Raw genomic sequence first — 26,031 nt, forward strand, 5'->3', positions numbered from 1 at the left:
AGGAAAGTTACCCTCCGTACATGATCGACCGCAGCCCGAACCCGAAAGCCCGTCCTATTCCGCCCGTCGGAACTCCGCGATCCCGATCCCCAGCAGCACGGCACCCAACGCCGCCACGACCCCCAGCTCCAGCGGCACCGGCACCTGGTAGCCGAACCACTGCACCCCCGGGTTGAGCATCGCGTTCACCTGCGGCGGCACGTCCAGATGGGCGAAGACCGCCTGCCGCATCGGATCCACCGCGTACGTCATCGGGTTGACCACGGTCAGCACATGCAGCCACGAGGGCAGGTTCGCCAGCGGGAACATCGCCCCCGACAGGAACATCATCGGCATGATCGCCATCTGCATCAGCCCGAAGAACGTCTGCATGTTCTTCATCCGCGCGGCCAGCATCACCCCGAAGGCCGTGATCGTGAACGCCGCCAGGAACATCTCGGCCAGCAGCGTCACCATCAGCACGGGCGAGTAGGGCACCCCCACCAGCCCCGCCATGGCGAGGATGATGATGCCCTGCGCGGTGGCGACGAGCGCGCCGCCCAGGCACTTGCCGACCACGATCGCCCCGCGGGAGACCGGTGCGACCAGCATCTCCCGCAGGAAGCCGAACTCGCGGTCCCACACGATGGACCCGGCCGAGAACATGCCCGTCATGATCACGGTCATCGAGATCATGCCGGGATACATGAACGTCCGGAAGTCGATCCCGGGGATCGAGCCCTGCACCAGCGACCCCAGCCCCGTGCCCATGACGAACAGCCACAGCACGGGCTGCACCAGCATCGAGAGCATACGGGTGCGGTCGTTGACGAAGCGCAGGATCTCCCGGTGGAGCACGATCTTGATAGCCCGCAGGTCGTGCCCGGCGCTGCGCGCGGGCACCCGGACGCTTATCGCCTCAGTAGCCATGACGTCATCGCCTCGCCATCGCGCGCATGAAGGCCATGTTGCCGTCGCCCGCCTCGGCGTCGCGGATCGTGGAGCCGGTGTACGACATGAACACGTCGTCCAGGGACGGCCGCGCCACGCTCACCGCCTTGATCGGCATGCCGAGCTCCGCGAACAGCCTGGGCACGAACTCCTCGCCCGACGCGACCGCGAACGTCACCGCACCCTCGCGCACGGCCGCCTCCAGCCCGAACCGCTCCCGCAACGCCTCGATGGCCTTGGCATCATCGAGGGTGTGGATCTGCACGCGGTCCTTGCCGACGCTGGCCTTCAGCGCCTCAGGCGAGTCGATCACCACGACCTCGCCGTGGTCGATGATGGCGATCCTGTCGCAGTACTCGGCCTCGTCCATGTAGTGCGTGGTCATGAAGATGGTGATGTCCTCGGTGAGACGCAGCTGGTTGATGTACCCCCAGATGGCCGAGCGGGTCTGCGGGTCCAGACCGACGGTCGGCTCGTCCAGGAACAACACCCGCGGGGAGTGCAGCAGGCCGCGGGCGATCTCCAGCCGGCGCTTCATGCCGCCGGAGAAGGTCATGACCTTGGCGTCCTTGCGGTCCCACAGCGCGACCATCTCCATCACCTGGCGGATGCGGTCGCCGACGACGTCCTTCGGCACGCCGTACAGCTCGGCGTGGAAACGCAGGTTCTGCTCGGCGCTCAGGTAGCCGTCGAGGGTGGGGTCCTGGAAGACGAGGCCGATGTTCCTGCGTACCTCGTCACGCTCGCGCACCACGTCGTGCCCGGCCACGGTGGCGCTGCCGCCGGTGGGATTGACCAGGGTGCAGAGCATGCTGATGGTGGTGGTCTTGCCGGCGCCGTTCGGGCCGAGGAAGCCGAACACCTCACCGGGACGCACCTCGAAGTCGACGCCCTTGACGGCCTCGACCTTCCCGTACGTCTTTCTCAGGCCCCGTACGGCGACGGCCGGCTCGCCGCTCATCAGTCCTCCGCCAGAATCTGGAAAACGGCTTTGCGGGTCTTCTTGATCAACTGTTTGGCCTCCTCCACCTGCCGGTCCCCGGCCGTGCGCACCAGGTGGGCGAAGGCCTCGTTGAGCTGGGCCCACAGCAGGCGCAGCTCGTGGCGGTCGGCCGGAACCGACCTCGCGACCTCCTCCCACGGCGCCTCCTCGGCGCGCCGGGCGGCCTGCTCGCGGCCCCGCTCCGTCAGCTGGTACGTGCGGCTGCCGCCCGACTCGTTGGCCGTCACCAGTCCCTCGTCCTCCAGCTGCTGGAGCGCCGGGTAGACCGAGCCGGGGCTGGGGCGCCACACGCCGCGGCTCCGCTGCTCGATGTCCTGGATCATCTGGTAGCCGTTCTGCGGCCCCTCCAGGAGCAGGGCCAGCAGGGCCGCCCGGACGTCGCCGCGGCGCACGCGCGGCGCGGGCGCCTCCCAGTGGATCATCGCGCCGAACTCCGGCGCAGGCGGTGCGAACGGGTGGTCAGGCCCGAACGCCGCCCGCCGTAACCTCTCCGGGCCGGGCGGCGGGCCCGGCGGACCCGGCGGGAACGGGGGAGTGGGAGGGACAGGGGGCGGCGGGGCGTCCCAGAAATCTGGATCTCGCATGACGTCCTCCAACTATCGAGATACCGTGACGATATATCTAGATAGTTGGGCCAACAAGGCCTTTATCGACAAAGCAGATGAGTTAGCGTTCGCTAACAGCGGCGGCGATCGCCGCCTTCGCCATCGCGTGCAGCAGCGGCCGCATGTCCCGTCCCGGCAGCTCGCCCGCGCTGTGCGGGGTCGAGTTGAGCAGGCCGAAGACGGCGTGCGTGGCGGCGCGCAGGCGGGCCGCCGGGCACCCGGGGTGCAGCTCGGCCAGCACGGTCACCCACTCCTCGACGTAAAGCCGCTGCAGCCGCCTGATCTGCCGCCGCTGCGGCTCGGGCACGTTGCCCAGCTCTCTGTCGTGCACGGTGATCAGCGCCGGCTGCTCGATGGAGAACGTGATCTGCACGTTGAGCAACGCGTCGAGCGCCTGCCGGGGGTCCGGGGCGGAGGTGGCGACCGCGACGGCCGACTCGCGCAGCCGCGAGCTGATGTCCAGGAGCATCTCGGCGAGCAACGCGTCCTTGCCGCTGAAGTGCCGGTAGAGGGCCGGACCCGAGACGCCCACCGCGCCGCCGATGTCCTCGATCGAGACGCCGTGGAAGCCGCGTGCCGCGAACAGCCGGGCGGCCGCGTCCAGGATCTCCGCGCGCCTGTTGCGCCGAGGGCGGGTAGAGGTGGTGGGAGCCGTGGTCACGTCTCACATACTAGACGACTACGTTAATGATGACTAACATCCGTGCCATGAGAGGGGACTCATGAGCAGCGACTGGCCGGTGCTGAAGTCGGTCGCCGACCCGGGGAGCGAGGCGTACAAACACAACTCCGAGCTCAACGAGCGGCTCGCCGCCGAGCTGCTCGAACGCCTCGCCGCCGCCGCGCTCGGCGGCCCCGAGCGGTCCCGGCAGCGGCATGTCGAGCGCGGCAAGCTGCTGCCGCGCGACCGCGTCGACGGCCTGCTGGACCCGGGCTCCCGCTTCCTGGAGCTGTCGCCGCTGGCCGCGAACGGCCTCTACGACGACCAGGCGCCCGCCGCCGGGATCATCACCGGGGTCGGCCGGGTCTCCGGGCGCGAATGTGTGATCGTCGCCAACGACGCCACCGTCAAGGGAGGCACCTACTACCCGATCACCGTGAAGAAGCACCTGCGCGCGCAGGAGGTGGCCCTGCACAACCACCTGCCGTGCGTGTATCTCGTGGACTCCGGTGGAGCGTTCCTGCCCAAGCAGGACGAGGTGTTCCCGGACCGCGAGCACTTCGGGCGCATCTTCTACAACCAGGCCACGATGTCGGCTCACGGCATCCCGCAGATCGCCGCGGTGCTCGGCTCCTGCACGGCGGGTGGCGCGTACGTGCCCGCGATGAGCGACGAGGCCGTCATCGTGCGCGGCCAGGGCACGATCTTCCTGGGCGGCCCGCCGCTGGTGAAGGCGGCCACCGGCGAGGAGGTCACGGCCGAGGAGCTCGGCGGCGGCGACCTGCACGCGAGGGTCAGCGGCGTGACCGACCACCTGGCCGAGGACGACGCCCACGCACTCGCCATCGTCCGCGACATCGTCTCCACGCTGGCCCCGCATCCCCCTCGGCCGTGGGAGACGATCGCGCCGGAGCCGCCCCGGCACGACCCGCGTGACCTGTACGGGATCGTTCCCGGCGACACGCGGCAGCCGTACGACGTGCGCGAGGTGATCGCCAGGATCGTGGACGGCTCGCGTTTCCTGGAGTTCAAGGCGGAGTACGGCTCGACGCTCGTGACCGGGTTCGCCCACGTTCACGGCCACCCGGTGGGGATCGTGGCGAACAACGGCATCCTGTTCAGCGAGTCCGCCATGAAGGGCGCGCACTTCATCGAACTGTGCGACCAGCGCCGCATCCCCCTGGTCTTCCTGCAGAACATCAGCGGGTTCATGGTCGGCAAGGCGTACGAGGCGGGCGGCATAGCCAAGCACGGCGCCAAGATGGTCACCGCCGTGTCCTGCGCGCGAGTGCCCAAGTTCACGATCGTGATCGGCGGGTCGTTCGGGGCCGGGAACTATGCGATGGCCGGGCGGGCGTACGCGCCCAGGTTCCTGTGGATGTGGCCGAACGCCCGCATCTCGGTCATGGGCGGAGAGCAGGCCGCGAACGTTCTCACCACTGTCGGCAACGCCGACGCCGATGCGATCAGGGCCCAGTACGAGCACCAGGGGAACCCGTACTACTCCACGGCCAGGCTCTGGGACGACGGCGTGATCGACCCGCTCGACACCCGCACCGTTCTCGGCCTGGCGCTGTCCGCCGCGGCCAACGCCCCGCTCGAGCCCGCAGGCTACGGCATCTTTCGGATGTGACGGATGTGACCATGTTGTTCGACCGTGTTCTCATCGCCAACAGGGGCGAGATCGCCGTACGGATCGTCCGCACCTTGCGCGGGCTCGGCCTGACATCGGTGGCCGTGCACACGGCGTCCGACGCGGGCGCCAAGCACGTGCTCGAAGCCGACATAGCCCTCCAGGTGCCGAAATATCTCGATATTGAGGCGATTGTGGGGGCGGCTCGGGATTCCGGGGCGCAAGCCATCCATCCCGGATACGGGTTTCTCGCCGAGAACGCCGAGTTCGCGCGGCGGTGCGCCGCGGCCGGGCTGGTCTTCGTCGGCCCGCCGGCCGAGGCCATCGAGGCGATGGGCGACAAGATCCGCGCCAAGGCCACCGTGTCGGCCGCCGGAGTGCCGGTGGTGCCGGGCGCGGCCGAGCCGGACGACGCGCTGGAGAGCTGGCGGGACTTCCCCGCGCTCATCAAGCCGTCCGCCGGCGGCGGTGGCAAGGGCATGGTGCTGGTGCGGTCGGCCGCCGAACTGCCCGACGCGCTGGAGTCGGCCCGCCGTACGGCACGGGCCGCCTTCGGGGACGGCACCCTGCTCATCGAGCGGTTCGTCGAGCGCCCCCGCCACATCGAGATCCAGATCCTGGCCGACGGCCACGGCAACGTCGTGCACCTGGGCGAGCGCGAATGCAGCCTGCAGCGCAGGCACCAGAAGATCATCGAAGAGGCGCCGTCGCCCTTCGTGACGCCGCCGATGCGCGCCCGGATGGGAGCGGCGGCGGTGGAGGCCGCGCAGGCGGTCGGTTACGTCGGCGCCGGCACGGTCGAGTTCATCGTGGACGGTTTCACCGGGGCCTACCACTTCATGGAGATGAACACGCGCCTGCAGGTCGAGCACCCCGTCACGGAGCTGGTCACCGGTGTGGACCTGGTGGAGCTGCAGCTGCGGGCGGCGGCGGGGGAGCGACTGCCGTTCTCCCAGGAGGACGTCCGGCTCGACGGGCACGCGGTCGAGGCCCGGGTGTACGCCGAGGACCCGGCCCGCGGCTTCCTCCCCACGGGCGGCCGCGTCCTTCTCCTCCGCGAACCTGGTCACCTCCCTCCCGGCGGCGTTCCTTCGCGCGCGCCTGGCGATCTTTCGCGCGCGCCCGGCAGCCCTTCGCGCACGCCTGGCGACGCGCCGCTCGGGCAGCCGACTGGGGACTCGGGCGGGCCGGCTCGGGCCGGTTCGCGCAGGGCGGCGGCGTCGGTCGTGCGGGTGGACTCCGGGCTGGTCGAGGGCGGGGTCGTGGGCAGCGAGTTCGACCCGATGTTGTCCAAGGTCGTGGCCTGGGCGCCGGACAGGGAGGCGGCGCTCGGGGCGCTCGATCGGGCCCTGGCCGGCACGGCCGTCCTCGGCGTGGTCACCAATGTCCCGTTCCTGCGCGCTCTGGCCGCCCACCCGGGCGTCGTGGCGGGCGAGCTGGACACCGGCCTGGTCGAGCGCGTCCTCCCGGGCCTGATTCCCGGCGTTGAGGTGCCGGACGAGGTGCTCGCCGCCGCCGCGCTGGTCTTCCACGCCCTCCCGCAGGGCGACGACCCGTGGGAGGTCACCGACGGCTGGCGCGTCGGCGAGCCCGCGTGGACGACCTGGCGGCTGGAGTCCCGGGACGGCGTGCACGCGGTCCAGGTGCGCGGCCTGCCCGAAGAGTCCGCCGAAGTCCTGATCAACGGTGAGAGGGTGGCCGCGCGGATCCGGAAGGGCAGCGGTGAACAGGCCGGGCTGGCGGTCAGCGTCGGCGGCCGTACCGAGCACTACCTGCATGTCCGCGACGCCGACACGCTCTGGCTCGGCAAGGACGGCCGGGCGTGGGCGTTCACCCGTCACCTCATCGGCGACCCCGGCGACCGCCCAGGCGCGGCGGCGGCCGGCGACGGCGTGGTCAGGAGCCCCATGCCGGGCACCGTCCTGGTCGTCAAGGCGCAGGTCGGCGAGCGGGTGAGCGAGGGGCAGCCGCTGGTCATCGTGGAGGCGATGAAGATGGAGCACACGGTCACCGCCCCGTGCGACGGCGTGGTCTCCGAGCTGTCCGTGGAGCCCGGCCGGCCGGTCGACATGGACGCCGTCCTGGCCGTGGTAGACACCGAGGAGGCGTGATGCCGTACCCGATGGAAGGCCTTCCGCAGCAGGTCACGATCTACGAGGTCGGGCCGCGCGACGGGCTGCAGAACGAGTCCGCGGTCGTGCCCGTCGAGGTCAAGGCCGAGTTCATCGACCGGCTCGCGGACGCGGGGCACAAGGTGATCGAGGCGACCAGCTTCGTGCACCCGAAGTGGGTGCCGCAGCTGGCCGACTCCGACGAGCTGCTCACCAGGCTGCACCGCAGGTCGGGCGTGCGCTACCCGGTGCTGGTCCCGAACCTGCGCGGCCTGGACCGGGCGCTCGACCGGGGCGTGGACGAGATCGCGATCTTCGCCAGCGCCACCGAGACGTTCGCGGCCAAGAACCTCAACCGGAGCCTGGAGAGCCAGTTCGAGATGTTCGAGCCGGTCGTCGCCAGGGCGGTGGACAACGGCGTCCAGGTGCGGGCGTACATATCGATGTGCTTCGGCGACCCCTGGGAGGGGCCGACGCCTATCTCGCAGGTGGTCACGGTCGGCGAGCGGCTGCTCGGGCTCGGCTGCTACGAGCTGTCACTCGGCGACACCATCGGCGTCGGCACGCCCGGCCACGTGACGGCGCTGATCAAGGCGTTCCGCCGGCCGGACCGGCTCGCCGTGCACTTCCACGACACCTACGGCCAGGCGCTCGCCAACACGCTGGCCGCGCTGCGGGCGGGCGTGACCACCGTGGACGCCTCCACGGGCGGCATCGGCGGCTGCCCATACGCCGAGTCCGCCACCGGCAACCTCGCCACCGAAGATCTCGTGTGGATGCTGCGCGGACTCGGCATCGAGACCGGGCTGGACCTGGGCAAGCTCGTCGCCACCAGCACCTGGCTGGCGGAGCTGCTCGGCCGGCCCAGCCCATCCCGCGTCGTGCAGGCCCTGTCCAAATAGGCGCTGTCGAAATAGGCCCTGTCGAAATAAGCGCTGTCGAAAGGCTGACATGCTCAAGGACGAGTACGAAGAGCTGCGCAAGACGGTCGAGGCGTTCGCCCGCGACGTGGTGGCGCCCGTGATCGGCGACTATTACGAGCGCGAGGAGTTCCCGTACGACATCGTGCGTCAGATGGGCGTGATGGGCCTGTTCGGCCTGCCGTTCCCCGAGGAGTACGGCGGGATGGGCGGCGACTACTTCGCCCTGTGCCTGGCCCTGGAGGAGCTGGCCCGCGTCGACTCCAGCGTGTCGATCACCCTGGAGGCGGCGGTATCGCTGGGCGCGATGCCGATCTACCGGTTCGGCACCGAGGAGCAGCGCGCGCACTGGCTGCCCAGGCTCACCTCCGGCGCCGAGCTGGGCGCCTTCGGCCTGACCGAGCCGGGCGGCGGCACGGACGTGCCGGGCGGGATGCGGACCACGGCCGTGCTGGACGGCGCGGAATGGGTGATCAACGGGACGAAGGCGTTCATCACGAACTCTGGCACCGACATCACCAGCGTCGTCGGCGTGGCCGCGCTCACCGGTGAACGGGAGATCTCCACGATCCTCGTCCCCAGCGGCACCCCGGGCTTCACCGTCTCCAAGAAGTACTCCAAGGTCGGCTGGAACGCCTCCGACACCCGCGAGCTGTCCTTCGCCGACTGCCGCGTGCCCGCCGGCAACCTCCTCGGCGGGCACGGCCGCGGCTACGCCCAGTTCCTCCAGATCCTGGACGAGGGCCGCATCGCGATCGCCGCGCTCAGCGTGGGACTGGCCCAGGGCTGCGTGGACGAGTGCCTGAAGTACGTCAGGGACAGGAAGGCGTTCGGCCATCCGATCGGCCACTACCAGGCCATCCAGTTCAAGATCGCCGACATGGAGGCGCGCGCCCACACCGCCCGTCTGGCCTACTACCACGCGGCCGAGCGCATGCTGGCCGGGCAGCCGTTCAAGAAGGAGGCGGCGATCGCCAAGCTGGTGGCGTCCAACGCGGCCATGGACAACTCCCGCGAGGCCACGCAGGTGTTCGGCGGGTACGGGTTCATGAACGAGTTCCCCGTCGGCCGCTTCTACCGCGACGCCAAGATCCTGGAGATCGGGGAGGGCACGAGCGAGGTCCAGCGCATGCTCATCGCCCGCCAGCTCGGCCTCGGCGACCTGTAGGGGGTATTTGCGCAGGCGATGCAGCACCGTCTAATGTCATTGGTCATGACGGCTGACGATCTTCTCATCAGGAGGGCGGAGAAGTCGGACGCGGACGAGGTGTTCGCGTTGGCGCGCGACTTCGGGCTGACGTTCCGGCCCGAGCGCGAGGCTTTCGACGCCGCCCTGCCCGAGCTGCTGGCGAACGACGACGCCCTGCTGCTCACGGCCGTTGTGAACGGGCACGTCCACGGTTACCTGCTGGGGTTCGTGCATTTGACGTTGTTCGCGAACGGGCCCGTCGCCTGGGTCGAGGAGGCCATGGTCCAGCCAGGGTCGCGCCGGCAGGGGCTCGGGCGGGCGCTGCTGGAGGAGTTCGAGCGGTGGGCCCGCTCACGCCAGGCGGGATACGTGGCCATGGCGACGCGGCGGGCGCCGGAGTTCTACCACGCGCTCGGATACGAGGCCTCGGCCACGTTCTTCCGCAAGGTGCTGCGCTAGCTCCTGCTTCCCGCACCCGGCGCCGGCCGCCGGCCAGGACCGTCACCGGAGTGCGGCCGTCTCAAGGGCTGGCGTGCCGGAACTTCTGTCGGAGACGGATGGCATCCTTGCCTACGTGAGTATCCACGCCGTGAGCCCCTTGTTCGTCGGGCGTGCCCGCGAGCTCGCCGTGCTCGGAGACGCTCTGGCCAGAGCGCGTGCCGGGGTGCCGTCCACCGTGCTGGTCGGCGGCGAGGCCGGGGTCGGCAAGACGCGGTTGGTCGGCGAGTTCGCCGGCCGGGCCGACGACGCCAGGGCGCTCGTCGGCGGCTGTCTGGAGCTGGGCACGGAGGGCCTGCCGTTCGCGCCGTTCACCGCCGTTCTGCGCGGGCTCGTGCGGGAGCTGGGCCGCGACGGGGTCGCGGCGCTCGTGCCCGGAGGCGCGACGGGCGGTCTGGCGCGGCTGCTGCCCGAGTTCGGCGAGCCGGACAAGGACGGCCCTGAAGCCAGGGCCCGACTGTTCGAGCTGGTGCTGGGGCTGCTGGAGCGGCTGGCCGAGGAGCGCGCCGTCGTGCTCGTGGTCGAGGACGCGCACTGGGCCGACCGGTCCACCCGCGACCTGCTGTCGTTCCTGGTCCGCTACCAGCGCACCGCGGGCCGGTTACTGATCGTGGTCACCTACCGCACCGACGAGCTGCACCGCACCCACCCGCTGCGGCCGATGCTCGCCGAGCTGAGCCGGGTGGAGTGGGTGGCCAGGGCCGACCTGCGCAGGCTGACCCGCCGGGAGGCGGTCGCCCAGGCGGCCAGCATCCTGGAGCGGGAGCCGTCCCCCGCCGACATGGACCTGATCTACGCGCGCAGCGAAGGCAACCCGCTGTTCGTCGAGGCGCTGCTCAGCGAGGCCGGCGGCGGTGACGCGCTGCCCGAGTCGCTGCGCGACCTGCTGCTCGCCAGCGTCGAGCGGCTGCCGGAGGAGACCCAGGAGCTGCTGCGGGTGGCCAGTGCGGGCGGCCAGCGCCTCGAGCACGACCTGCTCTCCGCGGTCGCCGGGCTCGACGAGAGCGCGCTCTCGCGCGCGCTGCGGCCCGCCGTGGCCGGCAACGTGCTGGTGGTTGACGGCGAGGGCTACAGCTTCAGGCACGCGCTCATCCGCGAGGCGCTCCACGACGACCTGCTGCCCGGCGAGCACACCCGCCTGCACGTGCGCTACGCCGAAGCGCTGGAGCGCGACCTGTCGATCCTGCCCGCCCCGCGCGGCGCGATCGAGCTGGCCCACCATTGGCACTCCGCCCACGACTCCACCTGGGCGCTGGTCAGCGCATGGCACGCGGCCGCCGCCGCCCGCAAGTCCACTGCTTACGACGAGCAACTCGGCATGCTGTCCAGGGTGCTGGAGCTGTGGGACCAGGTGCCCGACGCGGCCGAGCGCATCGGCTGCGACCGGCTCGACGTGCTCAAGCAGATCGCCACGGTGGCTCACCTCGCCGGCGAGTACGAGCGGTCCATCGCCCTGGCCAGCGCCGCGCTGGCCGAGCTGGACCAGGAGGCCGACCCGATCAGGACCGCCGTCGTGCTGCGCCAGCGCGGGCTGACCCGCTACGACCTGGGACGCTCCGGCTACCTCGACGACCTGCGCCGCGCCGCCGAGTTGGTGCCCGCCGACCCGCCGAGCAAGCTCCGCGGGCAGGTGCTCGAGACCTTGTCACGCATGCTCCACGGGCCCGAGGACTGGCCGGAGAAGATCGCCACGGCCGAGCAGGCCAGGCAGATCGCCCGCGAGGTGGGCGATGCCAACGTCGAGGCGCACGCCCTCATCAACCTGGCCTGGGCGCGCTTCGGCTATTCCGAGGTCGAAGCCCAGATGGCGGCCTTCGCCGAGGCGCGAGGCATCGCCGCCGGCGGGGGCGCTTACAACGCGCTGATGCGCTGGGCCATCTCCGAGTCCGACGCGCTGGAGGGCGCGGGCTGGCACGAGCGGGCCGCCCAGGTCGCCAGGGACGGCGCCGAGGAGGCCGCCCACTACGGCCTGGCCCGCACGTCGGGCGCGTTCCTGGCGATCAACCTGGCCGAGCCGCTGGTGTCGCTCGGGCGGTGGGACGAGGCGCTCCAGGTCATCGAGCACGCGCTCGACCTCACACCGCCGGCTCCCTACCGGGCCAGCCTGCAGGGATTCGTCACGGACATCGCCCTCGCACGTGGGCAGTTCGACCGGGCGGAGCAGATGCTGGGGGCCTCGCGCAGCGTGTTGTCGCGGGGCACATACCGGGATCAGACGGTGCTGCCGCATCTGTGCAGGGAGGTGCAGCTGCTGCAGGGGCGCGGTCAGATGGAGGAGGCGGTACGCGTGGCGGCGCGCGTGCTGGAGGAGCGCGATCTGGTGTCCAGTCCGCGTTATGTCTGGCCGGTGCTGGTGACCTTCGCCCGGCTCCTGCTGGCCGTCGTGCCGCCCGCGCTCCGTTCCTGGTCCACCGCCGGTCTCGCCCAGTCCGGTGCCGGTGTGGGCGCTGCTCAGTCGGGCACCGGTGTGGGCGCTGCTCAGTCGGGCACCGGCGGAGGCGCTGCTCAGTCCGGCTCCGCCGCGGGCGCTCAGTCCGGCTCCGCCGCGGGCGTGGGCGCGGCGCACGCTTCCGGCGCGCTAGCGCAGTTCGGTCTGGCGCTCCTGCCGCGGCTGCGGGCGCTGGGGCAGGGGCTCGCGGTCGTGGGGGATCTGCAGCAGGCGCACCGGCTCACGTTCAGCGCGTTGACCGGGCCGGAGACCCCGATCGAGGACGCAGCGGAGCTGGCCGCCTGGCAGGTCAAGGCATGGGATCTGGCGGCGGGGGCGTGGGCGGCGCTGCGACAGCCGTACGCGGAGGCGAGGAGCACGCTGGGGGCCGCGCAGGCGGCGCTGGCGACCGGGGACCGGCAGGAGGCGGCCGTGCGGCTGACGCGGACGCGGGAGCTGGCCGCGCACCTTGGGGCCACGCCGCTGCTGGAGCAGATCGACGTCTTCGGGCGGCGGGCCAGGATCGGGGGCTCCGAGGAGTCGGCCGCGGACGGGCAGCCGACACTGGGTCTGACGGCGCGGGAGCTGGAGGTGCTGCGCGAGGTGGCGAACGGGCGGAGCAACCGGGAGATCGCCGAGGCGCTGTTCATCTCGGTCAAGACGGTGAGCGTGCACGTATCGAACATTCTGGCCAAGCTCGGGGCAGCCACCCGAGGCGAGGCCGCCGCCACCGCCCACCGCCTCCACCTCTTCGACGCCCCGTGACGGGCGCACCTCCCGCGCCGAACGGCCGCTCGTGCTATCGACCGCCCGCCTATCGCCCGCCGCGTCCGTGACCCGTGCTGGCCGTGCCGGTCTCGTGCTGGCCGAGCTGGCCCGCCCATGCTGGCCCGTGCCCGTCTGCCTCGTGCTGCCCCGTGTCCGTGCTGCCCCGTGTCCGTGCTGCCCCGTGTCCGTGCTGTCTCGTGCTGGCCGTGTCCGTGCTGGCCCTGCCCATCTGATCCGTGCCCGTGCTGGCCCGTGCCATCTCGTGCTGGCATGTGCCGTCTCGTGCCGGCCTATGCCGGTCTTGTGCTGGGCCGCGTTGGTCCCACGCTGGCTTGGTGGTTTGGCTTTGTGCGGGCCGGGGCGCCGTGCAGCCGTTGCGTCGCTCGTTGCTCGCGCTTCGGCAGCGCGGCCGATTCGCACCTTGCGTCGCGCGGCCGTGTGGCTTCGTGCGGGCGTGGCTTCGGGTCCCAGACTCCTCAGGTGCACGGTGGCTGGTGCTTCTGCGTCGTGCCGGGCTGTGGCTCGTCTCATGGCACGGCTGCGCGCCTTGGCCGCTGGGGTCGACAGCGCGCGTCGGCGGCCGCAGCTCTCCAGACGCGGGCTTTCCGTTCCACCCCCATCTTGTACGGCTTCGCCACGTGGACCGCCACCCGCCGCACGTGGCCGGGGGCCTCCAGGAAACGCCCTCTGACCCCGCACAGGGCCGGGCGCCGTTACGTGCGCACCGGACCCGATGGCCGTGGTGAGCGCTCAGGCGGTCAGCTGGGCTTCCAGGCGATAGCCGTCCACCGTGACGTACACCTGGTCGCCCGGGCGCGCGTTCAGCCGCATGAGCACCGGCTGGAGCGAGTCGAAGACCGGCTGGTGACCTTGCCAGACCAGGACGATGGCGTTGTCGCCGGGACCGGTGACCGACAGCAGGGTGCCGGGACGCATGCCGAGTTGCGCGGCGTAGCCCTCGGGCACCGGCACCGGGCCGCCGCGCAGGTGCTCGGGGGTGACCTCGATGCGCTGCCAGCGGCGCGGGTCCGAGGACGGGCTCGGCAGCGGCGGGGGCGGGGTGGCCGGGGCGCCCGCCACGGGCAACATGCCGGAACGGCCGCCCGACAGTGCCGACAGCGTGGCCAGAGCGGCGGACGGGTCGATGGAAGCGGTGGTCGCGGGCGGGATGGGCTGGCCGCCCCGGTGGTGGTGGCCGTTGGCGCCCGGGGTGCGGCGAGGCAGAGGCTGGGCCGGCGACTGGGACGAGGCGACCGGGTCGGGCGCGGTCTCGGAGGGCAGGGCGTCGAGCCACGCCTTGGCCGAGTGGGCGCGGATGCCCAGCTCCGCCATCAGCTCGACGACGTCGGCGTCGGGCGGGCTGGAGGCCAGGAGTTGCCGCGTACGGGCCTGCAGGCCGTGGATATCGCCCACCACCAGCCAGCCGTCCTGGAGGCGCCGGTCGGGCATGAGCGTGACCAGCACCCGCCACAGCGGGGTACGCAGCGACGGCACCGTCACGGGGTGGGCCGGGTCGGCGCCGATGAGCTGGTCTTCCGTGGCGGCGGCGCCGAGCCACTCGGTCAGGCGGAACATGTGTCCCGTGACCGGGGCGGACTCCGACGAGCGCAGCCAGTGCAGCACACGCTCCTCAGCGGTGCGCTGGGCATGCGAGAGCGCATCCCGCTCGACCAGCATCTTGTGTGCGAGCGTGCGCAGGCTGACCGGGTCCTCGGCGAACAGCCGGTGCACGGCCACCGCCAACTCGAGTTTGTCCAGGCCGCGGAACAGGTTGTCCACCACTCGAACCATGGCGTGGTCGGTGTCGGACGGTACGGGGCCGGCGGATGCCGTGCCGGGCGTCGGGTACGCGGGAGTCCGCGGGGCGCCGCCCTTGGAGGTGTCCCCCCCAGGGACGGCGGGCAACGATCCGGTGCTCGGACCGCCCGGGATGGCCGGGAACGATCCGGTGCTCGGACGGCCGGGGACGGCCGGGAACGACCCCGTGCTCGGACCGCCGGGGACGGCCGGCAACGATCCGGTGCTCGGACGGCCGGGGACGGCCGGGAACGACCCCGTGCTCGGACCGCCCGGGATGGCCGGGAACGACCCGGTGCTCGGACCGCCGGGAACGGGCCCGCCCGAGGTCGGGATGCGGGGCAGGGAGCCGGTGTCCTGGCGGCCGGGCTGCGGGCCTGCGGGGCGCTGCGGGAGGCGTTCGGGCTGACCGGGGCGCTGGGGGAGGCCGCTCTCGCCCGCGTGGCCCTGGCGCGGGCTGCCGCCGCCTTGCGGCTGCGCGGGGAAGGAGCCGGTCTGGCGCTGTGGGCCGCTCTCCGGTTGCGCGGGGAAGGAGCCGGTCTGGCGTTGCGGGCCGCTCTCCGGCTGTGCCGGGAAGGACCCCGCCTGACGCTGTGGGCCGCTCTCCTGCTGGGCGGGGACGGACCCGGTCGGGCGCCCGCCGTCCGATGGAGGCGCCGTCTGGTGCTGGGAGCCGGCGTCCGCGGCAGGGAAGGAGCTCGCCGGACGCTCCGGCGGCTGGCCGGGGAAGCCGGCGTTCTGGCGTTGCGGCGGGCCGTCACCCTGGGCGGCGGCGAAGGGGCCGGCGGTTTGCGGTTGCCGCGCGGGGCCTTCGGGCCGCGCCGCGGGGGAACCACCCTGGGCGGGGGCGAACGGACCACTCTGGGCGGCGAACGAGCCGGTCTGGGGCTGCGGCCCCGTCCTTGTGGTCTCATCCTGCGCGGGGGTGGCGTCGCGCTGCAGCGGGCGCGTCACTTCCGGGTGATCCGGCTGTCCGGCCTGGCGCTGGACGGGGATGCGGCCGAGGATCTCGCGGAAGATCGAGCCGATCACGACTTCGGGCGTCGCGGACGGGGTGCTCAGGTCGCTGGGGGACAGGCGGCGCAGCCGCTGCCAGCCGCCGAGACCGGTGATCGCCGTACGGGTGGCCTCGGGCCAGCCGGGCAACGCCGGGTCGACCTGGTGGACGGTCAGCGCGGGCAGCAGGTCGATCAGCGGCAGGTGGTCCCAGCGAGAGAAGGCCAGCCTGGCGAGACGTTCGCAGATCCAGTCGAGGCCCGCCATGCCGAGCGCCTTCGACAGGGCGAGCGAGGACCACCACCCCGCGGGCAGGCGCGGATCGCCCAGCGCTTCGGCCACCTGCTGTGGTCGGCTCCAGCGCAGAGCAGGGACTAGGTCGCTCAGGCAGATCGATGACTCGACTTCCATCGGCGGACCTTATCCTCCCCAGTGAGCCGCGTGGTGGCGCCCGTTACGCATGTGGCTAATGGTGCAGCCTACGCGGCAAGCTATCAATCAGTGTGAATAGGGTAAAGACGGTTCAGGTCCAAACCGTACCGTGGACGGCCGCCCACCTGGGCCACACATGCGGCACCCGCACGGCAACCTGACTCCAAAGCGCCCCGCTCGCCGACCCCCTGCAAACTTGCTGTGAGAAACCCCGCGGCGAAGGCGTCACCTGCTCCGGTGGAGTCTACGACCTCGGCGGGCAAGGCGGGGGCGGTTGCCACGATCGCGCCGTCCACAGCGCCCAGCGCGCCCTCGGCGCCCTGCTTCACGACCGCTGTGCCGTATCTCTCACTCAGCAGGACGGCGGCGCGCTCCGCGGTTGAGGCGCCGGTGAGCAGAAGGGCTTCGTCGAGGTTGGGTATGACCAGGCCGGCGGCGGCGCTCTCGCACAGGAAACGTTCAACGCCGAAGTCGCGCAGCGGTCCCGTCGAGGCCGGGTCGACGCTGATCGCCACGCCCGCGGCCGCCGCGTCCGCCATGGCAACCCTGGCCAGGCGCAGACCAGGCGCGGTGAAGAACACGTATCCGGACAGATGGAGCCGGCCGACGCCGTCCAGCAGGGCGGGGTCCCAGTCCTCGTCGGAGATCAGGCCGCCCGCGCCGCGGTTGGTGAGCATCGAACGCTCGCCGCTTCTGTCCACCATCGCGATCACCACGGCGGTGGGATGGTCGGGATCCACCGTCACGTGGGGGCGCACCCCGGCCTTGACCAGTTCGGCGGTATGCCAGTCGCTGCTGTCGTAGCCGAGCCTGGCCAGCAGGCGGGCGTCGGCGCCCAGGTGGGCGGCCCAGGCGGCGGTGTTCGCGCCGGAGCCGCCGGGGCGCACCACGATGTCGGCGGCCGTGTCGGTGCCCGACATGACCGGCGAACCGTGCAACGCCACCACATCGGTGACCACGTCGCCGATGACCAACAGGCCGCGGTCCGTCACAGCGGCCTCAGATGTCACCGTCGCGCCCAGGCAAGGGCGATCCGGGCGGCCAGGGCGGTGTTGCCGCGTACGGCGGCCAGGTTCGCCTCCAAGGAGGCGCCGCCCGTGCCGTTCACCAGGTAGCCCAGCAGGAACGGGGTGATCGCCTGCCCCTTGACGCCCTCGCGCTCGGCGGCGGCCAGGGCCTCGGCCAGCACGCGGTCGTGCAACTCGGGGTCGAGCTGAAGGTCCTCGGGCACCGGGTTGGCGACGATCAGCGCCGTCTCCTGGCCCCCGAGCGCGTCCTGGCCACGCATGATCTGCGCCGCCTCCTCGGGGGACTCGATCCGCCAGTCGATCGGCTGGCCGGAAGAGTGCAGGTAGAAACCGGGGAAGGTGTCGGTGCGGTAGCCCACCACGCTCACGCCCCTGGTCTCCAGCCGCTGCAGTGTGGCCGGCACGTCGAGGATGGACTTCACGCCCGCGCACACGACCGTGATGCGGGTACGGGCCAGCGTGTCGAGGTCGGCGGACTCGTCCTGATCCTCGGTCCAGCCCCGGTGCACGCCGCCGAGCCCGCCGGTGGCGAACACCCGGATCCCGGCGCGCGCGGCCAGGAACGACGTGGCCGACACGGTAGTCGCGCCGCTGGCCTTCAGCGCCGCCGCCACGGGCAGGTCCCGCTGGCCCAGCTTGCGCAGCCCGGACTCGGTCGCGATGCGCTCCAGCTCCACCTCGGTCAGGCCGATCCTGGGCACGCCGTCCAGCACGGCGATCGTGGCCGGCACGGCTCCCGCGGCGCGGACGACTCCCTCCAGCTCACGTGCCACCTCCAGGTTGCGCGGCTGCGGCAGTCCATGGGAGATGATCGTGGACTCCAGCGCGACCACGGGCGCGCCGTCGGCCAGAGCCTCGGCCACCTCGTCGGACGGCTGGAGTGCGGAGTCGGTGGTGCGGCGCATGGTCGGTTTCGTGCTCCTCGCGTGATCCTTGCCCTGCTCAGGGCGAACGTGGAAGTTTACGACATTTCCGGGGATCCGTCGGTCGGCGAGCCTCGGTGTTCCCCATGAGGTGATGTTTCCTGGAACGTGCCGTCCTGAGCAGCATCGCATCGCGAGCCCGAGCCGATCAAGAAACCCTTCCCGTGGCGTTGACGAGGGGCGTGGTTTGGGCTTTAAAGTGCGGGGATGAGGTCGTATGACGTGATTGTCGCAGGGGGCGGGCACAACGGGCTGGTCGCGGCCGCCTACCTGGCCGGGGCCGGCCGGCGGGTCCTGGTGCTGGAGCGGCTAGACCATGCGGGCGGGCTGGCGATCTCGGCGCGGGCGTTCCCCGGCGTGGACGTGCGGCTGTCGCGCTACTCCTACCTCGTCAGCCTCCTGCCCTCGAGCATCGTCCGCGACCTAGGGCTCGACCTGGAGCTGCGGCGGCGCCGCTACGCCTCGTACACGCCCACAGGTGACACCGGGCTGCTGGTCGACAACGAGGACGCGGCGCGTACGGCGGCCTCGTTCGCGGCCGTCACCGGCGGCGGAGCCGATCACAAGGCCTGGGACGACTTCTACGGCATGACCGCGCGGGTGGCGCGGGCCCTGGCCCCCACCCTGCTCGAACCCCTGCGCACCCCCGCCGAGATCGAGCGCCTGGTCGGCGCCGAAGCGTGGCGTGAGCTGTTCCAGCGGCCGATCGGCGAGAGCGTCGACGAGCGGTTCGGCGACGACACCGTGCGCGGCGTCGTGCTCACCGACGCGCTCATCGGCACCTACGCCGATCCGGCCACCGACCTGCTGGCCAACCGGTGTTTGCTCTACCACGTGATCGGCGACGGCACCGGCGAGTGGAACGTGCCCGTCGGCGGCATGGGCGCGGTGTCCGGGGCGCTCGAGGCGGCGGCCCGGCAGGCGGGCGCCGAGATCAGGACCGGTGCGGAGATCATCGGGATCTCGCCGTCCGGCGAGGTCGCGTTCGTGGACGCGGACGGCGAGCACGCGGTGAACGGCGGGCATGTGCTGGTCAACCTGCCGCCCGCGGTGCTGGACCGGCTGCTCGGCAGGCCGGAGGCGGTGCCCGAAGGGGCGCAGCTGAAGGTCAACATGGTCCTCAGCAGGCTGCCGAGGCTGAAGGACACCTCCGTCGATCCGCAGGCGGCCTTCAGCGGGACGTTCCACATCAACGAGGGGCGCGACCAGATGGCGACGGCGTACGCGCAGGCGGCGCGGGGGGAGATCCCGGCGCTGCCGCCGGCCGAGGTCTACTGCCATTCGCTGACCGACCCGTCGATCCTGGGGCCCGGGTTGAGGGGGAGAGCGGAGACGATGACGTTGTTCGGGCTGCACATGCCCGCCCGACTTTTCCGGAAAAATCCCGATAAGGCGCGTGACGATGCTCTCCGCGCCACCTTCGCCTCCATCAATTCCGTTCTCGCCGAGCCCATCGAGGACTGCCTGCTCCAGGCCCCCGACGGCACCCCGTGCGTAGAGGCCAAGAGCCCGGTGGACCTGGAACGGGAGGCCGGGCTGCCCGGCGGCCACATCTTCCACACCGACCTGAGCTGGCCGTACGCCGAAGAAGGCCAGGGTGGATGGGGCGTGGAGACCGAGCACGAGCGCATCCTCATGTGCGGCGCGGGTGCCCGCAGAGGCGGCGGCGTGAGCGGCATCGGCGGCCACAACGCCGCGATGGCCCTCCTCACGTCCTGATCCTCAGGAAACATGGGTGAGCGCGTTTATGAGCTTTTCATGATGAGCCCTTAGCGTTTGCACCATGAGTGAGCCCGCACGGTTGCTGGTGGTGGACGACGAGCCCGCATTGCGCGAGGCGCTGCAGTCGAGCCTGGAGTTCGAAGGCTACAAGGTCGTCACGGCCAACGACGGGCAGGCGGCGCTGGACGAGCTCGCCCGCGAGTCCTATGACGCCGTGCTGCTCGACGTCATGATGCCCCGCCTCGACGGGCTGACCGCGTGCCGCAGGCTGCGCGGCTCCGGCAACCACATCCCCGTCCTCATGCTCACGGCCCGCGACGCGGTCGGCGACCGCGTGTCCGGGCTGGACGCCGGCGCCGACGACTACCTGGTCAAGCCGTTCGAGCTGGACGAGCTGCTCGCGCGGGTCCGTGCCCTGCTGCGGCGCGGCGCGCTGAGCACGGGTCCTGAGGAGGACGGCACGCTGTCGTACGGCGATCTGCGCATGGACCCGGCGACCAGGGAGGTCACCCGGGGCGCGCGCCGGCTCGACCTGACCAGGACCGAATACCTGCTGATGGAGCTCTTCCTGGCGCATCCACGGCAGGTGCTGACGCGGGATCAGATCCTGAGCGAGGTGTGGGGGTTCGACTTCGAGCCGACGTCCAACTCGCTCGACGTGTACGTGATGTATCTGCGGCGCAAGACCGAGGCCGAGGGTGAGCCACGGGTGATCCACACGGTGCGCGGGGTGGGTTACGTGCTTCGGAACACGCCGTGATCTGGAGCAGCCTGCGCACCCGGCTCACGCTGCTCGTTACCATCGCCGTGGCGTTGGCGGTCGCCGTCAGCGCGGGCGCGTGCTTCCTGATCGTCCGGCATCAGGTCTACGAGCAGGTGGACCGGCAGCTTGGGCCTCACCCGGGCGAGGACCCGCGTAAGCAGCAGTTCTCCCTCGAGCGTGACTGCGGTCCCGTCCCGGAGAACGAGCCGCACTACGGGCCGATCCATTCGACCCAGATCATCTACGCCGATGGGCGTCCCCCCTGCTACATCGGGCCCGCCTTGAAGATCATCCCGGAGGACTGGCAGGTGGCCGCCGGTACGTGGAAGGGGCCCCGGCACTTTCACAACGGTGTCACCGAGGACGGCACGGAGATGCGGGTCCTCACCGAGTACGTCAAGCCCGGCGTGGCCGTGATGGACGCCGTGCCGTTGCGAGGCATCCGGAACACCCTGCAGATGGTGGCGTTGCTGCTCGGCGGCGTGGCCGTACTCGGGATCCTGGTCGCGGCCACCGCCGGGTTGCTCATCGCCCGTGCCGCGCTGCGCCCGGTGGGGCGGCTCACACGCGCCGTCGAGCACATCGCGCAGACCGAGGACCTCGACACGCGCATCCCCGTCAAGGGCAACGACGAGATCGCCCGGCTCAGCTCCTCCTTCAACGCCATGACCACCGCGCTCGCCGGTTCTCGCGAACGACAGAAACAGCTGGTCGCCGACGCCGGCCATGAGCTGCGCACCCCCCTGACGACCCTCCGTACCAACATCGACCTGCTGCTGCGCAGCGAGCAGACCGGCCGCAGCCTCGACCCCGAGGCCAAGCGGCGCCTGCTGGTCAACGTGAAGGCGCAGTTCGCCGAGTTGTCCACGCTGGTCGCCGACCTGCTCCAGCTGGCCAGGGGCGACACCGAGCACGAGCCGCACGTCGAGCTGCCCTTCCATGAGGTGGTGACGGCGGCCGTGGAACGGGCCAGGCTGCGCGGCGCCGAGGTCGTCACGGACCTCACCCCTTGGTACGTCGTCGGCAGCGCGGCCTCGCTCGAACGCGCCGTGCTCAACCTCATCGACAACGCCGCCAAGTTCAGCCCCGACGGCCAGGTCGAGGTGTCGCTGAAGGGCGGCAGGCTCACTGTGCGCGACCACGGCCCGGGACTGCCCGAGGAGGAGCTGCCGCACGTCTTCGAGCGGTTCTGGCGCTCACCGTCCGCCCGTGGCCTGCCCGGATCCGGGCTCGGGCTGGCGATCGTCGCCCAGTCCGTCCAGGAGGCCGGCGGCAAGGTCAGCCTGGCGAACGCGCCGGGCGGCGGGGCGATCGCGACGATGGATCTCCCGGGAACGCTCAGCCGAGGCTCGGAATCGGAGACGCTGAAATCCTCCGGAACTCTCATCCGTAACTCAGAATCGGATAAGTCCGGTTAAAGGCGTGAACCGTGTGCTAGATGCATGCACACGACAGCAATCAGGACGCGCCTGGTCGAGGTGGTCGTCCCGGTCTACAACGAGCAGCGGGCGTTGCGCGCGAGCGTCACCCGTCTGCACGCCTACTTGACCGGGAACTTCCCCTACGGTTTCCGGATCACCATCGCGGATAACGCCAGCACCGACAACACCTGGCAGATCGCCACCGAGCTTGCTGGGGAGCTCCCGCACGTGCGGGTCGTGCACCTCGAGGAGAAGGGCCGCGGGCGGGCCCTGCGGCGGGTCTGGTCGCAGAGCGACGCCGACGTCGTCAGCTACATGGACGTGGACCTGTCCACCGACCTGGACGCGTTCCTGCCGCTCGTGGCGCCGCTGCTGTCGGGCCACAGCGACCTGGCCATCGGCACCCGGCTGGCACGCGCGTCGCGGGTCGAGCGCGGCCCCAAGCGCGAGTTCATCTCCCGCTCGTACAACCTGCTGCTCCGCTCGGTGATGGGAGCCGGGTTCTCGGACGCGCAGTGCGGCTTCAAAGCCGTCCGTACGGAGATCGCCCAGGCCCTGCTGCCCGGTGTCGAGGACGAGGAGTGGTTCTTCGACACCGAGCTGCTGCTTCTGGCCGAACGCCACGGGCTGCGCATCCACGAGGTGCCCGTGGACTGGGTGGACGATCCGGACAGCCGGGTCGACGTCCTCCGGACCGCCCTCGACGACCTGCGTGGCATGGCCCGGGTGGCGCGCAGGACGCTGTCCGGGGCCGCGCGCATCCCCGTGCCCGCGCGAGTGCAGCGGGCCGAGCTGCCGAAGGGGATGGCCAGGCAACTGCCCAGGTTCGCGCTCGTCGGGGTGGTCAGCACGCTGGCGTACCTGGCGCTGTACTCGCTGCTGCGGCAGCTGGTCTCGCCGCTGGCCGCCAACGCGGCCGCGCTGCTGGTCACGGCCGTGGCCAACACCGCCGCCAACCGGCGCTTCACCTTCGGCGTCACCGGCTCGGCCGGGGCGATGCGGCACCAGTTCGAAGGGCTGATCGCGTTCCTGGTCGGGCTGGCGCTCACCTCGGGCAGCCTGTCGCTGCTGCCTGACGGGGTCTCGCACGGGGTGGAGCTGCTCGCGGTCATCGTCGCGAACGCCGCCGCCACGCTCGTGCGCTTCCTGCTCCTGCGCGTGTGGGTGTTCAACCCGAAGCGGAGGACCGTACGATGACCGCCACCGCGCTGCGGCCCGCGCACCGGGCCGCCGAGAGCCGTTCCCTGCCCGCCCGCCTGTTCCTGGGAGCCGAGGGAGATCCTCGCTGGTCGCGACCCGCGTTGTGGGCGGTGCTGGCGACCGCGTCCGTGCTCTACACATGGGCGCTGAGTGGCAACGCCAACGCTTACTACGCCGCCGCCGTCGTCTCGGGGACCCAGAGCTGGAAGGCGTTCTTCTTCGGCGCGCTTGACGCCGGGTCCTTCATCACCGTGGACAAGCCGCCGCTGGCCCTGTGGGTCATGGGATTTTCGGCGCGGATCTTCGGCTACAGCACGTGGAGCATGCTGATCCCGCAGGCCCTGGCCGGCGTGGCGGCCGTCGGGCTGGTCCACTCCGCCGTGCGGCGGGCCTTCCCGCCGGCGGGGGCACGGGCGGGACACGTGGCCGCGCTGGTCGCGGCCGTCGTCATGACGCTGACGCCGATCACCGTGGCGATCAACCGGGACAACAACCCCGACACGGTGCTCGTGCTGCTGCTGGTGCTGGCCGCCTGGTTCTGCCTGGAGTCGCTGCGGACCGGGCGGCTGCGGTCGCTGCTGTTCGCCGCGTTGTTCGTGGGGCTGGCGTTCAACGCCAAGATGTTGCAGGCGTACCTGGTGGTGCCGGCGTTCGGGGTGGCGTACCTGACGTGCGCCCGGGTGTCGTGGCTCAAGCGCGTGGGGCATCTGCTGGCCGCGGGCGCGGTGCTGCTGGTGTCCAGCGTCTGGTGGATGGTCATCGTGGACCTGTGGCCGGCCGAGTCGCGACCCTACATCGGCGGCTCGACCGACAACTCCGTCTGGGACCTGGTCATCGGCTACAACGGCCTCGGCCGGATCTTCGGCCAGGGCGGGCCCGGCGGCGGGGGCGGCGGCGGTGCCGGCTTCGGTGGGGAGTCCGGGGCCGGGCGGCTGTTCAACGACATCATGGCCGGGCAGATCTCCTGGCTGCTGCCGTTCTGCGTGGCGGCGCTCGCGTTCGCGGTCGTGATGCGGGTGCGGCGCATGCCGTCCGAGGACGCGCCCTCGGGGGCGGCGTGGCTGGTGTGGGGCGGCTGGCTCGTCGTCCACTACGTGGTGTTCAGCTTCTCCAGCGGCACCTTCCATCCGTACTACACGACCGCCATGGCGCCTGCCGTGGCCGCGCTGAGCGGGATGGGCGTGATCGTCATGTGGCGGGCGTACCGGCGGTCCCGGGCCTGGGCGTGGGTGCTGCCGCTCGCGGTGGCCGTGACCGGTGGCTGGTCGTTCACGGTGCTGCGTCGTACGCCGGACTGGGCGCCGTGGCTGGCCTGGGTCGTGCTCGGGGCGACCCTGGTGGCCGTGGTGGTGCTCGTCCTGGCCCGGATGCGGGCGCAGGTCACGGTCACGGTGGCGGGGATCGCGCTGGCGGCCACCGTGATCGCCGGGCTGGCGGGGCCGGCCGCGTACGCGGTCACCCCGCTGCAGTCCCAGGTGAACGGGACCAACCCGACCGCCGGGCCGGCGACGGGCGGCTTCGGGCGGGCGGGTGGCATGCCCGGCGGCGGTCAGTTCCCCGGCCGCCCGCCCGGACAGGACGGGACCACGCAGCGGCCTACCGGTGCTTTCATGCGAGGTGGGCCTGGGGGCGGGGTAAGCGACACCGTCGCCAAATACCTCGTCGCCAACCAAGGCAAGGCCACGTGGCTGGTCGCGGTGAGCAGCGCGCAGCAGGCGTCGTCCCTGATCTTGTCCACCGGCAAGCCGGTGATCGCCATGGGCGGCTTCACGGGCAGCGATCCGGCCATGACGGTGGAGCGGCTCAAGGAGCTCGTGTCGTCGGGACAGCTCCGTTATGTCATGGCGGGTGGTGATCAGGGTGGGCCCGGTGGCCGGGGGAACGCCGAGGTGACGAGTTGGGTGCAGGAGAACTGCACGGCGGTGGATGGGCAGGACGGTCTATACGACTGCACGACGTAATTACACAAGGGGCGCCGCGCGGTCGGCGCCCCAATTATTTTCGCCCTGATATAGACGGATAGGTCCGGATTTAGTGCCGTGATTAGCCCCCTGACCTGGAGAAACTCTTTTCGGATTCGTTTCCGAGCGGCGATCAGCGGGGTATTCTCGACGCAGTCAACGGGACCGGAGATGCGATATATCCCCGGTCCCTCCCCCCAACCTACGGGAGATCATCTTGGGTTACAAGGAAATCGGCTGCGCGCTCGGCACCTCCCTCGACAACGACTTCATCCAGGTGCGCGCCGACCACGCCGAGCTGGCACAGGACCTCACCGAGCGGATCAACGGAGTGGCCAGCCGCGTCAAGACCCTCGACGGGAAGGTGACCGTGCTCGATGAGCGGGTCACCCGGGTCGAAGACAAGGTCGACAAGCTCGACGCCAAGGTCGACAGGCTCGAAACGAAGATGGACGCCAAGTTCGAGCAGGTCGACGCCCGGTTCGAGCAGGTCGACGCCCGGTTCGAGCAGGTCGACTCGAGGTTCGACCGGCTGGAGTCGAAGGTGACCGATATGCAGGGGAGCCAGCTGGAGATGATGCAGATCCTCGTCGCCATCCAGCGCAAGCTCGACATCGACCGGCCCGACATCGACAAGGCCGACCTCAACTAACGCGTCCCCATGCCGAAGAGCGGGCCCGTCTGTGCCACGGGCCCGCTCTTCTCAACAGCCGACGTCAGGCGGGCAGGGCCGCGAGGAGGAAGGCGAGGCGGGCGGCGGCGGATTCCACGTCGTCGGTCGTGCCCAAGCGGTAACCCCACGACGTAATGAACGCCCCCTCGTCCGAACACGTCACGGTCTCCGCGAGGGTGGCCGAGAAACGGTTACGGACCGATACGTAGGCCGGATCGCTCGACAGCGCCAGGGTCTGGACGGACAGGTCGGCGTGACGACCTGCGTGCCAGGCGAACCGCTCGAGGCTGAGCGCGGTATCAAGCATCATGTGTCACCTCCGCATCGTCTCGCGCCAGAATTGCACGATCTTGCGGTGGGAGGCAAGCA

General features: G+C 71.2%; 20 protein-coding genes. 12 read left to right on the top strand and 8 right to left on the bottom strand.

Translation table 11 applies throughout. The annotated features are described in order from the left end of the window. Positions 1-54 precede the first annotated feature (54 nt). The 4 genes from Q9G87_RS40150 to Q9G87_RS40165 form a co-directional block, all read right to left on the bottom strand. Positions 55-909 carry an ABC transporter permease gene (locus tag Q9G87_RS40150; protein WP_305921834.1) on the bottom strand — a complete coding sequence of 285 codons (855 nt, stop codon included), beginning with the start codon at positions 907-909 and terminating at the stop codon, positions 55-57. Between the two features lie 4 nt (positions 910-913). Then, positions 914-1,891, bottom strand: coding sequence for an ATP-binding cassette domain-containing protein (locus Q9G87_RS40155; RefSeq protein WP_305921835.1), 978 nt, complete (start codon positions 1,889-1,891; stop codon positions 914-916). Beyond that, on the bottom strand, positions 1,891-2,517 hold the full coding sequence (locus tag Q9G87_RS40160; RefSeq protein WP_305921836.1) for a PadR family transcriptional regulator: 627 nt from the start codon (positions 2,515-2,517) through the stop codon (positions 1,891-1,893). Before Q9G87_RS40160 ends, Q9G87_RS40155 begins: the two co-directional genes overlap by 1 nt. A gap of 82 nt (positions 2,518-2,599) precedes the next feature. After that, positions 2,600-3,199, bottom strand: coding sequence for an SACE_7040 family transcriptional regulator (locus Q9G87_RS40165; RefSeq protein ID WP_305921837.1), 600 nt, complete (start codon positions 3,197-3,199; stop codon positions 2,600-2,602). 61 nt (positions 3,200-3,260) lie between these two features. On the opposite strand from Q9G87_RS40165, the gene Q9G87_RS40170 reads away from it, so the two are divergent. The 6 genes from Q9G87_RS40170 to Q9G87_RS40195 all read left to right on the top strand — a co-directional run bounded on the left by Q9G87_RS40170 (position 3,261) and on the right by Q9G87_RS40195 (position 12,743). Then, positions 3,261-4,832, top strand: a complete 1,572-nt coding sequence (locus tag Q9G87_RS40170) for a carboxyl transferase domain-containing protein (protein ID WP_305921838.1) — start codon at positions 3,261-3,263, stop codon at positions 4,830-4,832. An 11-nt stretch (positions 4,833-4,843) separates the two neighbouring features. Further along, positions 4,844-6,943, top strand: a complete 2,100-nt coding sequence (locus tag Q9G87_RS40175) for an acetyl/propionyl/methylcrotonyl-CoA carboxylase subunit alpha (protein ID WP_305922003.1) — start codon at positions 4,844-4,846, stop codon at positions 6,941-6,943. After that, on the top strand, positions 6,943-7,845 hold the full coding sequence (locus tag Q9G87_RS40180) for a hydroxymethylglutaryl-CoA lyase (RefSeq protein ID WP_305921839.1): 903 nt from the start codon (positions 6,943-6,945) through the stop codon (positions 7,843-7,845). The genes Q9G87_RS40175 and Q9G87_RS40180 overlap by 1 nt, the downstream gene beginning before the upstream one ends. A gap of 49 nt (positions 7,846-7,894) precedes the next feature. Then, positions 7,895-9,031 carry an acyl-CoA dehydrogenase family protein gene (locus Q9G87_RS40185; RefSeq protein ID WP_305921840.1) on the top strand — a complete coding sequence of 379 codons (1,137 nt, stop codon included), beginning with the start codon at positions 7,895-7,897 and terminating at the stop codon, positions 9,029-9,031. A 45-nt stretch (positions 9,032-9,076) separates the two neighbouring features. Beyond that, entirely contained in the window at positions 9,077-9,511 is a 435-nt protein-coding gene (locus Q9G87_RS40190) for a GNAT family N-acetyltransferase (protein WP_305921841.1), read from the top strand. Positions 9,512-9,626: 115 nt separating this feature from the next. Beyond that, a complete protein-coding gene (locus tag Q9G87_RS40195) occupies positions 9,627-12,743 on the top strand; it encodes a helix-turn-helix transcriptional regulator (protein WP_305921842.1) in 3,117 nt (1,038 codons plus the stop codon). 753 nt (positions 12,744-13,496) lie between these two features. On the opposite strand, the gene Q9G87_RS40200 is transcribed toward Q9G87_RS40195, so the two are convergent. The 3 genes from Q9G87_RS40200 to Q9G87_RS40210 form a co-directional block, all read right to left on the bottom strand. Beyond that, the gene (locus Q9G87_RS40200) at positions 13,497-15,950 is read right to left on the bottom strand and encodes a hypothetical protein (protein ID WP_305921843.1); all 2,454 of its coding nucleotides are present in this window, start codon (positions 15,948-15,950) and stop codon (positions 13,497-13,499) included. An 83-nt stretch (positions 15,951-16,033) separates the two neighbouring features. Then, the gene (locus Q9G87_RS40205) at positions 16,034-16,963 is read right to left on the bottom strand and encodes a carbohydrate kinase family protein (protein WP_305921844.1); all 930 of its coding nucleotides are present in this window, start codon (positions 16,961-16,963) and stop codon (positions 16,034-16,036) included. 14 nt (positions 16,964-16,977) lie between these two features. After that, positions 16,978-17,904, bottom strand: a complete 927-nt coding sequence (locus Q9G87_RS40210; RefSeq protein WP_305921845.1) for a pseudouridine-5'-phosphate glycosidase — start codon at positions 17,902-17,904, stop codon at positions 16,978-16,980. Between the two features lie 225 nt (positions 17,905-18,129). Here Q9G87_RS40210 and Q9G87_RS40215 point away from each other — a divergent pair, with 225 nt between their 5' ends. From Q9G87_RS40215 to Q9G87_RS40240, 6 genes are all read left to right on the top strand, one after another. Further along, on the top strand, positions 18,130-19,641 hold the full coding sequence (locus Q9G87_RS40215) for a phytoene desaturase family protein (RefSeq protein WP_305921846.1): 1,512 nt from the start codon (positions 18,130-18,132) through the stop codon (positions 19,639-19,641). Between the two features lie 64 nt (positions 19,642-19,705). Continuing rightward, on the top strand, positions 19,706-20,404 hold the full coding sequence (locus Q9G87_RS40220; protein ID WP_305921847.1) for a response regulator transcription factor: 699 nt from the start codon (positions 19,706-19,708) through the stop codon (positions 20,402-20,404). Next, the gene (locus Q9G87_RS40225; protein WP_305921848.1) at positions 20,401-21,825 is read left to right on the top strand and encodes a sensor histidine kinase; all 1,425 of its coding nucleotides are present in this window, start codon (positions 20,401-20,403) and stop codon (positions 21,823-21,825) included. Before Q9G87_RS40220 ends, Q9G87_RS40225 begins: the two co-directional genes overlap by 4 nt. Before the next feature lie 24 nt (positions 21,826-21,849). Further along, positions 21,850-23,025, top strand: a complete 1,176-nt coding sequence (locus Q9G87_RS40230; protein ID WP_305921849.1) for a glycosyltransferase — start codon at positions 21,850-21,852, stop codon at positions 23,023-23,025. Further along, positions 23,022-24,989: a glycosyltransferase family 39 protein gene (locus Q9G87_RS40235; RefSeq protein ID WP_305921850.1), complete on the top strand. Its 1,968-nt coding sequence runs from the start codon at positions 23,022-23,024 to the stop codon at positions 24,987-24,989. Before Q9G87_RS40230 ends, Q9G87_RS40235 begins: the two co-directional genes overlap by 4 nt. Before the next feature lie 217 nt (positions 24,990-25,206). Next, positions 25,207-25,641: a hypothetical protein gene (locus Q9G87_RS40240; protein WP_305921851.1), complete on the top strand. Its 435-nt coding sequence runs from the start codon at positions 25,207-25,209 to the stop codon at positions 25,639-25,641. A gap of 64 nt (positions 25,642-25,705) precedes the next feature. Here Q9G87_RS40240 and Q9G87_RS40245 read toward each other — a convergent pair whose 3' ends face one another. Then, complete coding sequence (locus Q9G87_RS40245; RefSeq protein WP_305921852.1) at positions 25,706-25,972, bottom strand: hypothetical protein; 267 nt, start codon at positions 25,970-25,972, stop codon at positions 25,706-25,708. Positions 25,973-26,031: the final 59 nt, after the last annotated feature.

The organism is Nonomuraea turcica, assembly GCF_030718205.1.
Lineage (GTDB): Bacteria > Actinomycetota > Actinomycetes > Streptosporangiales > Streptosporangiaceae > Nonomuraea.

Bases quoted from the DNA above. Each gene is read 5' to 3' on its own strand.
- Q9G87_RS40150 (WP_305921834.1), bottom strand. From the start codon at position 909: ATGGCTACTGAGGCGATAAGCGTCCGGGTGCCCGCGCGCAGCGCCGGG.
- Q9G87_RS40155 (WP_305921835.1), bottom strand. From the start codon at position 1,891: ATGAGCGGCGAGCCGGCCGTCGCCGTACGGGGCCTGAGAAAGACGTAC.
- Q9G87_RS40160 (WP_305921836.1), bottom strand. From the start codon at position 2,517: ATGCGAGATCCAGATTTCTGGGACGCCCCGCCGCCCCCTGTCCCTCCC.
- Q9G87_RS40170 (WP_305921838.1), top strand. From the start codon at position 3,261: ATGAGCAGCGACTGGCCGGTGCTGAAGTCGGTCGCCGACCCGGGGAGC.
- Q9G87_RS40175 (WP_305922003.1), top strand. From the start codon at position 4,844: ATGTTGTTCGACCGTGTTCTCATCGCCAACAGGGGCGAGATCGCCGTA.
- Q9G87_RS40180 (WP_305921839.1), top strand. From the start codon at position 6,943: ATGCCGTACCCGATGGAAGGCCTTCCGCAGCAGGTCACGATCTACGAG.
- Q9G87_RS40185 (WP_305921840.1), top strand. From the start codon at position 7,895: ATGCTCAAGGACGAGTACGAAGAGCTGCGCAAGACGGTCGAGGCGTTC.
- Q9G87_RS40190 (WP_305921841.1), top strand. From the start codon at position 9,077: ATGACGGCTGACGATCTTCTCATCAGGAGGGCGGAGAAGTCGGACGCG.
- Q9G87_RS40200 (WP_305921843.1), bottom strand. From the start codon at position 15,950: ATGGAAGTCGAGTCATCGATCTGCCTGAGCGACCTAGTCCCTGCTCTG.
- Q9G87_RS40210 (WP_305921845.1), bottom strand. From the start codon at position 17,904: ATGCGCCGCACCACCGACTCCGCACTCCAGCCGTCCGACGAGGTGGCC.
- Q9G87_RS40215 (WP_305921846.1), top strand. From the start codon at position 18,130: ATGAGGTCGTATGACGTGATTGTCGCAGGGGGCGGGCACAACGGGCTG.
- Q9G87_RS40220 (WP_305921847.1), top strand. From the start codon at position 19,706: ATGAGTGAGCCCGCACGGTTGCTGGTGGTGGACGACGAGCCCGCATTG.
- Q9G87_RS40230 (WP_305921849.1), top strand. From the start codon at position 21,850: ATGCACACGACAGCAATCAGGACGCGCCTGGTCGAGGTGGTCGTCCCG.
- Q9G87_RS40235 (WP_305921850.1), top strand. From the start codon at position 23,022: ATGACCGCCACCGCGCTGCGGCCCGCGCACCGGGCCGCCGAGAGCCGT.
- Q9G87_RS40245 (WP_305921852.1), bottom strand. From the start codon at position 25,972: ATGATGCTTGATACCGCGCTCAGCCTCGAGCGGTTCGCCTGGCACGCA.